The 12,814-nt window shown below is 43.3% G+C and carries 9 protein-coding genes; 8 read left to right on the top strand and 1 reads right to left on the bottom strand.

What is annotated here, in order from left to right; all coding sequences use genetic code 11:
• The first annotated feature begins 47 nt into the window (after nucleotides 1-47).
• From R9C00_04535 to def, 3 genes are all read left to right on the top strand, one after another.
• Nucleotides 48-2,939, top strand: a complete 2,892-nt coding sequence (locus R9C00_04535; GenBank protein WPO36714.1) for a TonB-dependent receptor — start codon at nucleotides 48-50, stop codon at nucleotides 2,937-2,939.
• 107 nt (nucleotides 2,940-3,046) lie between these two features.
• Nucleotides 3,047-3,466, top strand: coding sequence for a Holliday junction resolvase RuvX (gene ruvX, locus R9C00_04530; GenBank protein WPO36713.1), 420 nt, complete (start codon nucleotides 3,047-3,049; stop codon nucleotides 3,464-3,466).
• Nucleotides 3,467-3,520: 54 nt separating this feature from the next.
• Nucleotides 3,521-4,090: a peptide deformylase gene (gene def / locus R9C00_04525; protein ID WPO36712.1), complete on the top strand. Its 570-nt coding sequence runs from the start codon at nucleotides 3,521-3,523 to the stop codon at nucleotides 4,088-4,090.
• 116 nt (nucleotides 4,091-4,206) lie between these two features.
• On the opposite strand, the gene R9C00_04520 is transcribed toward def, so the two are convergent.
• The gene (locus R9C00_04520; protein WPO36711.1) at nucleotides 4,207-5,031 is read right to left on the bottom strand and encodes a hypothetical protein; all 825 of its coding nucleotides are present in this window, start codon (nucleotides 5,029-5,031) and stop codon (nucleotides 4,207-4,209) included.
• Between the two features lie 292 nt (nucleotides 5,032-5,323).
• Here R9C00_04520 and lptB point away from each other — a divergent pair, with 292 nt between their 5' ends.
• The 5 genes from lptB to R9C00_04495 all read left to right on the top strand — a co-directional run bounded on the left by lptB (nucleotide 5,324) and on the right by R9C00_04495 (nucleotide 12,788).
• Nucleotides 5,324-6,061, top strand: coding sequence for an LPS export ABC transporter ATP-binding protein (gene lptB, locus R9C00_04515; protein ID WPO36710.1), 738 nt, complete (start codon nucleotides 5,324-5,326; stop codon nucleotides 6,059-6,061).
• 149 nt (nucleotides 6,062-6,210) lie between these two features.
• Complete coding sequence (locus R9C00_04510) at nucleotides 6,211-7,731, top strand: GH3 auxin-responsive promoter family protein (protein ID WPO36709.1); 1,521 nt, start codon at nucleotides 6,211-6,213, stop codon at nucleotides 7,729-7,731.
• 174 nt (nucleotides 7,732-7,905) lie between these two features.
• Nucleotides 7,906-8,817, top strand: coding sequence for a methionyl-tRNA formyltransferase (gene fmt, locus R9C00_04505; GenBank protein WPO36708.1), 912 nt, complete (start codon nucleotides 7,906-7,908; stop codon nucleotides 8,815-8,817).
• A gap of 90 nt (nucleotides 8,818-8,907) precedes the next feature.
• A complete protein-coding gene (locus R9C00_04500; protein ID WPO36707.1) occupies nucleotides 8,908-9,357 on the top strand; it encodes a DUF4259 domain-containing protein in 450 nt (149 codons plus the stop codon).
• Nucleotides 9,358-9,683: 326 nt separating this feature from the next.
• Nucleotides 9,684-12,788, top strand: coding sequence for a TonB-dependent receptor (locus R9C00_04495; GenBank protein WPO36706.1), 3,105 nt, complete (start codon nucleotides 9,684-9,686; stop codon nucleotides 12,786-12,788).
• Nucleotides 12,789-12,814: the final 26 nt, after the last annotated feature.

The following is a 12,814-nucleotide window of genomic DNA, read 5'->3' as shown; positions in this document are numbered from 1 at the left end:
AGCTTGCGAGCTTTTTTAGTATAAGCAATATTATTAAAGTGAGAGTTATGAAGAATTTTCGTTTGCTTTTCGTTCTGGTGGGGTTGCTAACGCTGCCGGCAAGTATTTTTGCGCAAGGAATCATCAGAGGGAAAGTAATTGATGATGCAACCGGTGAGCCAATGTTTGGAGTTACCGTAGTGATTGATGGAACGTCTAACGGTAAGGCCACCGACTTTGACGGAAATTTTGAGATCAAAGCTGATGCAGGGACTTATAAATTAAGAGTATCTTTTATTTCTTATAAGACCCTCTTGATTGAAGGAGTAGAAGTGCAAGCAGGTGAGGTAAATGCATTGGGAACAATCCGTTTGCCAGAAGACGTTGAAACATTAGATGAGGTCGTTGTTACTGCTGAAATATTAAAAGATACGGAAGAAGCCCTTCTTACCGTAAAGAGAAAATCTGCCAACTTGCTTGATGGTATTTCTTCAGCAAACTTTTCATTAGTGGGCGATGGAGACGCAGCTGCGGCCGTAAAACGTGTACCAGGGGTTTCGATTGAGGGCGGAAAATATGTATATGTCCGTGGCTTAGGCGATAGGTATACCAAATCAACGCTCAATGGCGTAGATATACCTGGTCTTGACCCAGACAGAAATAGTATCCAAATGGATATGTTCCCAACAAGCCTAATTAATAATATTATGGTAGTAAAGTCATTTACTGCCGATCTACCTGCCGATTTTACTGGTGGTGTAGTGAATATCAGTACCAAAGACTTTCCAGAGGAAAAAGTATTTAGCGTATCATTAAGTGGTGGATATAACCCTTCCATGCATTTTAAAAACGATTTTGTAACTAACGAAGGAAGTAGCACTGATTTTTTAGGATATGATGACGGTAAAAGAATAATACCTACTGATGGTATCGATGATATCCCCCTTTACGGTGAAGTAATTGGCAAGCCAGATACGGAAAGAGGGCAGCTATTTCAGGAAATACTAGGTGATTTTGATCCAATAATGGCTCCCTTCCGAGATAATAGTTTTATGGATTTTGGTGCAGGCTTAGCTTTTGGCAACCAAATTAATAAAGGAGCTAACACTTGGGGCTATAACTTAACCTTAAACTATGACAATGAAACTGAATACTTGAAAGATATAGAATATTCAGCTTATCGAAAAAACTCTGATAGTACAGTATATGATTTGAGCCAGCAAGAATATCGTAGTGGTGACTTAGGAAAAAAAATAGTCAACTTAAGTGGGCTAGCAGGTATTGCTTTAAAGCGTGAAAACGCTAAGTATATCCTTAATGTGTTACATACCCAAAATGGAGAATCTAGATCTGGTTTATTTGACTTAGACGTCTCCAGAAATGGATCAAACTTCATGGCTTCTCAATACAATATTGAATATACAGAAAGAGCATTAACCAATGTAATGTTAAATGGGGTTCATTACGATAATAGCAAGACTTGGAAGATAGAATGGAAATTATCTCCTACTCGCTCAACATTGAACGATCCAGACGTTAGAGTTGCCAGAATAAGAAATGATAGTGGTAACCTTACTATTGGGTCAGAAGTAGGGTATCCTGAACGAATCTGGAGAACTCTTGATGAGAAGATTATAGTTGGAAAACTAGACTTACAGAAAGAACTTCAATTATTTAGCAGAGATGCTAAAATTCTGTTTGGAGGAATTTATACAGACAAGCAAAGAGATTTTAATATTGAAAGTTTTCAAATAGTCCCTTTTCAAGTTGATATCAATGAAGATGATCCTAACATCATTTTCCAACCAGAAAACTTATGGCCTTCTGATGGCAATGGGTTTACTGGAACCAGGTATGAACCTACTTTTATTCCAAGAAATGCAAATAAGTATGATGCAAGTATTACCAATATCGGCGCTTATATTTCATCTGAACTACAGCCTGCCGAATTACTTAAAGCAATAGTAGGGGTAAGGATGGAAAAATACACACAGCAATATACTGGTATCAACCAACAAGGCACCATAGAGTTGGACAATGAGAAAGTGATTGATGACCTCGACATTTTCCCTACGGTCAATTTAATTTATAGCCTTAAAGAAAACCACAACCTTCGTGTATCTTACGCAAAAACAATTGCACGTCCTTCTTTTAAAGAGGCTTCTTATGCCCAGATATATGATCCCATTACCAATAGGGTTTTCCTTGGTGGTCTATCAGAAATCACAAGTACAAGCAATGGAGAAACCACAGTTTATTGGGATGGAAACCTAACCGCAACAAATATTGACAATATTGATTTGCGATGGGAAATGTTCCAAGCTAAAGGACAAACAATATCAATAAGTGGTTTTGCAAAATTCTTTGACCGTCCAATTGAAATTGTACGAGTTGCAACAGCTGACAACAACTTTCAGCCACGAAACGTTGGAGATGGCCAGGTTTTAGGTATTGAGCTGGAGCTAAGGAAAAACTTTGAATTTATTTCTCCCGTACTTGACAGGTTTTCCTTTAATGGCAACTTTACTTTCGTAAAGTCTCAAATCAAAATGGATAAAACCGAATTTGACGCGAGAGTACAAAGCAAAAGAGATGGGGAAACAATTGATGAAACTAGAGATATGGCTGGCCAAGCACCTTATCTGATTAATGCTGGGTTGAGCTACAAGTCACCATCAGGTCTTGATGCAGGTTTATTTTTTAATGTGCAAGGTCGCACGTTACATTACGTTGGTACTGCAGAACAACCAGATGTATATGCTGTACCTTTCCAAAGTCTCAATTTTAATGCTAATAAAAGACTTGGGGTTCAAGAAAGGTTGAGTGTAGGAATAAAGGTTGAAAATATTTTGAACGATAAAAAAGAAATTGTCGCTGAAAGCTATAATACTAATGATGAGATCTTTGAAAGCTATTCTCCAGGCACTGCTTTCAGTGTAAGATTGGGCTATAAGCTATAAAACAAAGAACCTTAAATTATTCACAACCAAAGCACGCTAGGCAACTAGCGTGCTTTTTTAGTTTTTATAGATTTCAATAAATCTACAGAGTAGCTTAACTTTGCCACATGGGAAGGATACTTGCGATTGATTATGGTAAAAAAAGAGTAGGTCTAGCGGCTACCGACGAGCTGCAAATTATTGCCTCGGCGATAGGGACTGTACCTACCAACGAGATTTGGATCTTTTTGAAAGAGTACTTGGCAAAGGAAATCGTGGAAGGGTTTGTAATCGGCTTGCCCAAAAACCTCGACAACTCTGATACCGATGCTACCCAGCCTGCAAAATCTTTTGTCTACAAGCTGAGCGAGATCTACCCAAATATCCCCATCCATTGGATAGACGAACGTTTTACGTCCAAAATGGCGAAAGATGCAATGGTAAGAGGGGGAATGAAGAAAAAAAACAGAAGGGTAAAAGCCAATGTTGATATGATAAGCGCGACTATTATTTTGCAGTCGTTCATGGAAAGCAGGGAAAATTTTTAGCAGAAGCGTAATTTGGTTGCGCTTTCAATCAAACTGAAAATCAATTATATAAAAATGATATATCCAATAGTAGCTTACGGGGATTCCGTATTGAAAAAGAAGGCTGTAGAGATCGAGAAAGGTGGGGACATAGATGTGAAAAAGCTAGCCGAAGATATGTTCGAGACCATGTACGAGGCTAATGGCGTAGGGTTGGCAGCCCCACAAATAGGCATGGGCGTACGTATGTTTGTAGTAGATGCCGAGCCTATGGACGAGGAAACATTAAAAGGCTTCAAAAAGGTATTCATCAACGCAGAAAAGGTAGAAGAAGACGGCGAACCATGGGAGTACGAAGAAGGTTGCTTGAGCATACCCGGTATCCGTGAGAAAGTAGAAAGACCCGAAGTGATCAAGCTCCGCTACTTTGATGAAAACTGGAAAGAACACGAAGAAGAGTTTGATGGCCTAAAGGCTAGGGTTATCCAGCATGAGTATGACCATATTGATGGTGTTCTTTTCACCGATTACCTAAGCGGATTCAAGAAAAGGTTGATAAAAGGGAAATTGCTAAATATTAGCAAGGGAAAAGTTGACCACGATTATAGAATGAAATTCCCTTCGGTAAAAAATGTAAGAAGGTAAGTAAGTTGTCACGCACCTCCATAGCCTACAACAGGTTAAAGTATTTCTCAAAACAGCAAAGGCTGCGGACATAAACGCCCGCAGCCTTTGCTGTTTCCTATGTGCAGTGTAGTCTCTTAAAGTTCCAATTCAGTATCCTCACCATTGATGGTCACTACCACTTTCTTATCGCAAGTTCCATCCCCAAAATCAACTACCCTCACCACCGTAGCAGTTCCGTTACTTGCAGCAATAGTCTTTTTACCTTGAACAGGATAGTAAATACCTTCTAAGAAACACTCACGTTTTCTGACAATCGTTTCGGTCACTTCGCTTTGGTAAGTAATATCCTGCCTTGTTTTCCCAGAAGCAGAACCTTCTAGGTTGTGAATTCCATTCAAGATATCCCAAGTTTTGTCCCAAGTCGCATTTCGCGTAATTGTTCTTCCATCAGACAACGTAATCTTGCCATCGGTCATGGTAATTTTCTGCTTCAGCACCAAGGTTCCTTCTTCAAACCCTAGGTTCTCTATGGTCCTTATTCCTTCTACTTTATGACCATCCACAAAAAAGTTGTCGAACGTAATTACAGTTTTTGAGTTAGCGGCTTCCAACTTTTCACCACCAGTGATCGTAACTAGGATTTTTCCTTGGCGGGTAACTCCATCAGCTCCTTCGCAAGGCTCGCTGCCAAAATCGAGCGTTAGGTCCAACACCCCTTCTGAGCCGCTTAAGCTGTAATCCAAACATGGATCAGCCGCCTCTCTTTGCCCTGCCTGGGCACTTTCTATGGAAAAGTCAACCCCATCGAAAACAGCCTCTGCAAATACCTCATCTGAAGTTACTTGACTATTGGTGCTCGCAATATCCCCTTCCTGCTCTACATCCGATTCTCCACACGAAGCCAAAGACACGATTAGAACAGAAAAAATTAAAAACTTAACTATGCTGAATTTTCTCATGGTTATTTATTTTGTTTAAACAATTCTACTGTACGATGATTTTAAAACGAAAGTTTACAGAGGTGCTATACAAGGAGTTAAATAAACTGGAGTAATGTAAAAAATGACAACCGCTGAGCCCAAAAGGCATTTAACGTTTTTTATAATTATTTAAAAAGCACTGTCAATCAACTAATTGTCTTATACTCAAACATAATTGGATTCATTTGTAGATGAAGTGCAAATGCGCCCAATATTTTTATGTTATTTTTGAAGAAAATTTTGTACCAAACTAATCTTTTGGATAATAAATATGATTCTAAGGGGAGACGGACTTATCAAAAAATATAAGGGCAGAGCCGTGGTAAACGACGTTTCTGTAAAAGTAGAACAGGGAGAAATCGTTGGGCTATTAGGACCAAACGGTGCTGGGAAAACCACCTCGTTTTACATAATAGTTGGACTTATAAAACCTAACAAAGGCACGGTACTTTTGGACGACAAAGACATTACCGACTTGCCCATGTACCAGCGCGCCAAATTGGGCGTAGGCTATCTGGCCCAAGAACCTTCGGTGTTTAGAGGGCTAAGCGTGGAAGAAAACATCCTTGCCCCGCTGCAAATGACCAAGATGCCACGCAAGCAGCAAATTGAGAAAATGGAAGAATTGCTGGAGGAATTTAGCCTCACACATGTCCGAAAAAACAAGGGCATGGTGCTTTCGGGTGGAGAACGAAGAAGAACGGAGATAGCCCGAGCCTTGGCCGTAGACCCCAAATTTGTCTTGCTCGATGAGCCTTTTGCCGGGGTTGACCCCATTGCCGTTGAGGAAATCCAACGAATTGTCTGGAAGCTTCGCCACCGAAATATCGGTATCCTCATCACCGACCACAACGTAACCGAAACGCTTTCTATCACTAGCCGTGCCTACATCCTTTCGGAAGGAAAAATATTGAAAGACGGTACGCCAGAAGATTTGGTAGAGGATGATCTGGTAAAAAGGACGTATCTTGGAACGCAATACGAATTCAAACGTAAGTTCTTCGATTAGAAAAAAAATAGACTAGCAGCGAAAGGAAGGTGCGTTACTTCGCCCCTACTTCCAAAAAACAAACAACTTTAGGCGTATCATGTTAGTCAAAACAGGTACGCCATTGTTATTTATGAAATTGGAAAATTAGTTCACCGAAATACTTTCACATGTCTTTTATCAATTCTTTTTTTAATTGGGTAATGGGGAGACGAATGAACCAAATAGAACGGTTCATGCTGAAACCCTATGAAGCGCAGGAGCAAGTTTTCCATCATTTGGTAAGCACGGCAAGGCACACCGAATGGGGAAAAAAATATGGATATTCAGAAATAAATTCGATAGACAAATTCAAGGAGCGCGTACCTATTTCTACCTACGAAGAGCTGTTCCCCTACATAGACAGGCTGATGCACGGCGAGCAATTTTTGCTCTGGCCCACCAAAGTCACTTGGTTTTCCAAGTCATCGGGTACAACCAACGCCCGAAGCAAGTTCATCCCCATTACCGAAGAATCGCTAGAAGACTGCCACTACAAGGCGGGCAAAGACATGATGTCCATCTACGTGACCCGCAATCCAGAAACCAACCTTTTTACAGGAAAAAACATAGGGATAGGCGGCACCTACCAGCGTAGCGAGAAAAACCCCGATATGTTTTACGGAGACGTTTCGGCGGTGATCATGAAAAACCTACCGATGTGGGCGGAGTTCATGCGCACCCCAGGTTTGGACATAGCCCTTATGGACAAGTGGGAAGAAAAAATAGAAAAGATGGCTCGGGCAACCATTAAAGAAGACGTTGTCAGCATTTCGGGCGTACCTACTTGGACGCTCGTTTTGTTAGAAAGAATTTTAGAGATCACAGGAAAGAAAGATATCACCGAAGTATGGCCCAATATTGAGCTATTCTCCCACGGTGCAGTGGCATTTAAGCCGTATAGGGAGACATTTAAAAAACTGATCCCGAGCAGCAACATGCACTATTTGGAGTTATACAATGCCTCGGAGGGCTTCTTTGGCGTGCAAGACACCAACGAGCCTGACGAGATGTTGCTCATGCTAGACTATGGCGTTTTCTACGAGTTCATCCCTATGGAAGAATTTGAAAAAGAAAACCCTAAAACGCTTTGGATAGATGAGGTGGAAGTAGGAAAAAACTACGCAATGGTGATCTCGACCAACGGAGGGCTGTGGCGCTACAAAATTGGCGATACTATCCGCTTTACGTCTAAAGAACCTTTCCGTTTCAAAATCACGGGAAGAACAAAGCATTTCATAAATGCCTTTGGCGAAGAGGTGATAATTGAAAATGCCGAAGCAGCCATTACCGAAGCAAGCAAGACCACGGGAGCGCAAGTAGCCAACTTTACCGCAGGTCCAATTTACTTGGAAGCGGGAAAAAAAGGCGGGCACGAATGGGTCATCGAGTTCGACAAAGCACCAGATGATACCACTAAATTCGATGAATCGCTCGATAAAATATTGCGGGATGTAAACTCCGACTACGATGCCAAGCGCTACCAAGACATCGCCCTCGTAGCACCTACCATCCACCACGTACCCAAAGGAACTTTTTACGATTGGATGAAAAAACGGGGCAAACTCGGTGGGCAACACAAAGTACCAAGGCTCTCCAACAACCGTGAATACCTAGACGATATTTTGGAAATGCTAAAGGTTAGGAATTAGAAGTTGGAGGCTAGAGGTTAGAAATAAATATGATGATGCGATGATTAGAAATTTTCGATAAATGTAGAGACGTTACACGCAACGTCTGTAACCCGTAACCACAATCAGGCAAAACATGAATTAGGCACAAGAATAAAAGTGCCATTTTTTAATGATTGAAAGATTACAAGACCAATGAAAGACCTACGAATTATATACATGGGCACGCCCGAATTTGCCGTGCCCGGGCTGGATGCTTTAGTTGAAAACGGATTCAACGTGGTGGCGGTCATCACTGCACCCGATAAGCCTGCTGGGCGAGGAAGGAAAATTAAGGAGTCGCCCGTGAAAGAAGCAGCGGTGAAGCATAACTTGCCCGTACTCCAACCTACCAACCTGAAGTCACCAGAATTTTTGGAAGAACTGAAAAGCTACGATGCCAACCTGCAAGTGGTGGTAGCGTTCCGCATGTTGCCCGTTGCCGTTTGGGACATGCCCGAAATAGGCACGTTCAACCTCCACGCCTCCCTCCTGCCCGATTACCGAGGAGCAGCCCCCATCAACTGGGCAATTATGAACGGGGAAACCGAAACGGGAATCACCACCTTTTTCCTCAAACATGAAATAGACACAGGAGACATCCTTTTCCAAGAAACCGAACCCATCCACGAAGACGACAACGTTGGCTCGCTCTACGAGCGATTGATGAAAAAAGGAGCGGGCTTGGTGGTAAAAACCGTGCAAGCCATCGGCGAGGACAATATCAACCCTTTTCCCCAAAAGGAATTTGACCCTAGCAAAAAAGCACCAAAAATCTTCAAGGAAACTTGCGAGATTGATTTCAGCCAGCCCACCAAAAAAGTCTATGATTTTATCCGTGGACTTTCCCCTTACCCCGCTGCTTGGACTACACTCAATGGGAAAAACTGCAAAATCTACAAGGCAACGAAGCTGGTAGGAAAAGAAGGCTCAGAACCCATCCTGACCGATAATAAAACATTTGTACAATTACGCTGCGCCGATGGTTACATCAACGTGGAAACGCTTCAGCTTGAGGGCAAAAAGCGGATGAACATCGAGGATTTTTTGAGGGGAAATAAGTTGTGATGAGATGATTTGATGATGTATGATGTGATGATTTTTTAATGTGCTGATATACTAATGAGAAATTAGGATGGCACAAAATAGTTATAAATTATGGGAGCATGGGGTAATGGCAACTTTCAAAATGATCATGCAGGTGACTGGTTGGTAGACTTAATGCAGTCATCTAATAAACTTGAGACGATAAAAGAAACGATAAACTCTTCCTTAACTGTGAAAAGTGTGTTAGATGAAGACAAAATCTACAAAGCATTGGCGGCGATAGAAGTCGTGGCTATTTCATTGAATAACCCACCTGCAGATTTCCAAGAACTTCCAAAAAAATTCAAAAAGGGTATTTCCAAAATTAAAGTACCAGATTCGTTTGTGCCTTTCACTAAAAAGTCTCTTGATGTAATTATTGACATTATGTATGTTTGGTATAAAACAGAATGGAAACCAGAAGAGATGGCCGTAGAAGAATCAATTACAATTTTTAATCAAAATTACTTGATAACGCTTAATGATTTAAAAAAGAGGTTGTCTTCTGATTTAGATGAGTAACAGATTATTCTAGTTCCCTATAGAGGAAAAACTCTTCGGAAAGGGCACTTCTTTTACTCTGCGAAGAACAACAACTCTCGCTCGGCTCTAGCCGAGTGAGGAATATTTATGAGCGTCCCGCTCAAGGTAGCCAGAGGCTACCAAAATAGTTGCCACTCGGCACAACCGAGCGGCTGGGACAGTGAAATACTACTCGTTTTTTGGTTTAACCAGAAACAAGCAACCACTTTCTATCTTCCCCTTTTCCTACTACTTTTACGCAACTTTATCGTCTGGCATTCTCAACAATTACTACCACACATTCTTTCTCCAAAAACAAATACTCGATGGCTCACAAATACTACCTAACGTTTATCACACTTTTTCTCCTTTTCTCCTCCCAACTTTTTGCACAAAAAATTACCGTTAGCGGTAAGGTGACTTCTGCGGAAGACGGCGAGCCTTTGCCAGGGGTAAACATTCTGGAAAAAGGGACTCAAAACGGAACGGCAACGGACATAGATGGAGCGTTTAAAGTCGAAGTTTCAAACCAAAATGCGGTACTGCAATTCAGTTATGTTGGGTTTAAAAACAAAGATATAATAGTCTCAGATCAAAGCTTCATAGAAGTTGAATTGAAGCTAGAAGTAAATACCCATTACGAAGTTGTGGTCATTGGCTACGGCTATTCGACCAAGGACAAATTCACAGGCGCTATTTCAAAAATTGATGGAGAAGAATTGAATACCCTACAAGTTTCGTCTTTTGAGCAAGGTTTGCAGGGAAGAGCTGCAGGTGTAGAAGTGGTTCGCTCCTCTTCTGCGCCAAATGGTGGTATTTCGATGCGGATTAGAGGGGGGAATTCGATTTTAGGAGGAAATGAACCCTTGTACGTGGTCGATGGCTTTCCCATTTATTCTGACAATGCCAGCAGCTCTGCCCCCAATGCGGGTCGCCCTTCCCAAGCGGTGAATGCCTTGGCTTCGATAAACCCTAATGATATTGAATCGGTAGAAGTGCTGAAAGATGCTTCGGCAGCTGCTATTTATGGCTCTCGCGGAGCAAACGGCGTGGTGCTGATTACGACTAAAAAAGGAATACATGGACAACCAAAAGTTTCATATAGCGGCTATTATGCGGTGCAGTCGCCAGCGAAAAAGTTGGATTTGATTAATGCCCAAGAGTTTGCCCAACTTGCCAACGAGGCTTCTGTGAACGATGGGCAATCGCCTGATTTTGTGAGCGATGACCCCAACGATATTTTTGCCAAACCCGAACTCCAAGGCGCAGGAACGGACTGGCAAGAGGAACTTTTCCGCACTACGCCCATGACCAACCACCACCTTTCGGTAAGTGGAGGAAATGAAAAAGCGAGGTATTACATTTCGGGAAATTACTTCAACCAACAAGGCATTTTACTCGGCTCGGATTATTGGAGAGGTTCGTTTAGGAGCAATGTGGAAACGGATGTTTCTTCCAAGGTCACCTTGGGCTTGAACATGATGTACAGCTACTCGCAAAGCCATTTGCCCCAGTCGGAAAGCCAAGGCGGAAACAGCTCGGGCGTGATGAACGGAGTGGTTGCCATGCCGCCCGTTGTCCCTATTTTCAACCCCGACGGGAGCTACACCCTGCAAAATCCCGTCCCCAACGGAACTACTACAAACAACCCACTCGCCACCGCAAGGCTTACTCAAGACGAGTTGCTCACCCAGCGGATGTTGGCTACCGTTTTTGCCAAGTGGAACATTACCGAAGGCTTGACTTTCAAAACCAGTTTTGGCACAGACCAACTCGGCAACGAACGGGCGATTTTCCATTCCAAACAAACCCTGCTTGGCTCGGCATCTAACGGCAGGGCAGCCCAAAGCAGCCGAAACCTCAGCTCTTGGCTCAACGAAAATATCCTGACGTATAGGAAGTTTTTTGGCAAGCACGAACTTGAAGTGTTAACGGCTTTTACCCTCCAAGAACAAACCAACACAGGACGCTTGGTGGAATCGTTCGACTTCGCCAACGAGCAAAACGGGGCGGATTTCCTCCAAGGCGGGGCGAATCCGCAAATCCCCCAAACTTCCAAAGCCAAGTGGTCGCTGGCTTCGTGGGTAGGAAGGCTCAACTATATTTTTGACGACCGCTATTTGTTCACTCTCACGGGCAGGGCGGACGGCTCATCTAAGTTTGGCGCAAACAACAAATGGGCGTTTTTCCCCTCCGCAGCCTTTGGTTGGAAAATTAGCAACGAAGAGTTTTTGGAGTACAGCGAAGTGGTCGATTTATTGAAATGGCGCATTAGCTATGGCTACACGGGCAACCAAGAAATTGCCCCGTACCTTTCCCAAGCCAACATTATTCCTGCCAATTACCCCTTCAACGATGCCCTGCAAACGGGAACAAGGATTGGGCGCATCCCCAACCCAGACCTGCGCTGGGAAACCACGGCAATGTTCAATACGGGGTTTGATGTAGAACTGCTTGGTGGAAAAATTGACCTAACACTGGATTATTACCAAAACAAAACCACTGACATGCTGTTGGAAGTGACCATTCCTTCTAGCTCGGGCTTCAAAACGGCGGTGCAAAACTCGGGGAGCTTGGAGAACAAAGGGTTTGAATTTACTGCAAATTATAGGCTGTATGAATACGAGGGCTTCCGCATGAACATTGGCGGCAACTTCTCCCTCAACCGAAACAAAGTGTTGGATTTGGGCGAAAGCGGGGCGTTTTATGCAGACAATTACACCCTTTACCTCAACACCACGGGAAGTTGGGTAAGCCCAGGGCAGCCCATTGGCGTATGGCGTGAGCTAGAATACGATGGCGTGTTCCGCAACCAAGCCGAGCTAGATGCTGGACCAACCCGAGACGGGGACGTGGTGGGCAACATGCGCTTCAAAGACCACAGCGGAGATGGAAAAATTGATGCCGACGACCGAGCGGTAATCGGCGACCCTAACCCCAATTTCATTTATGGCCTTAGCGGAGAATTTGGATACAAAAACTTCTCGCTGAGCCTCTTGTTCAACGGCGTGGAAGGGGCGGACATTCGCAACGTGAACCGCATGCAAATAGCCACGGTGGGCAGCTATGCCAGCCAGCAGCGGGAAGTATTGGGCAGATGGACGGCGGAAAACCCGAACACGGACATTCCAAGAGCATCGGTGCTCAACAACGGTGCGGAACTGCAATCGTCGTGGCAAGTGGAAGACGGAAGCTACCTCCGCCTAAGCAATGTCACCCTCGCCTACGATTTTTCCAGCCAAGTGCTCAAAAATGTGGCTAGCAGCCTTCAGGTCTATCTTTCCCTCCAAAACCCACTGCTTTTTACCAACTACTCTGGCTACGACCCCGAGGTGAACAGTGCGGGGCAAAGCAATTTGCTTAGAGGCTACGATTTTAATCCGTATCCAAGGGCAAAGTCAATCGCTTTGGGGGTGAATGCTAGGTTTTGATGATGGGGTGATTTGATTATAGGATG

The sequence above is a fragment of the Flammeovirgaceae bacterium SG7u.111 genome (assembly GCA_034044135.1).
GTDB lineage: Bacteria > Bacteroidota > Bacteroidia > Cytophagales > Flammeovirgaceae.
Note: the sequence above shows the minus strand (reverse complement) of the source record. Positions and strands in the feature narration are given on the sequence as shown.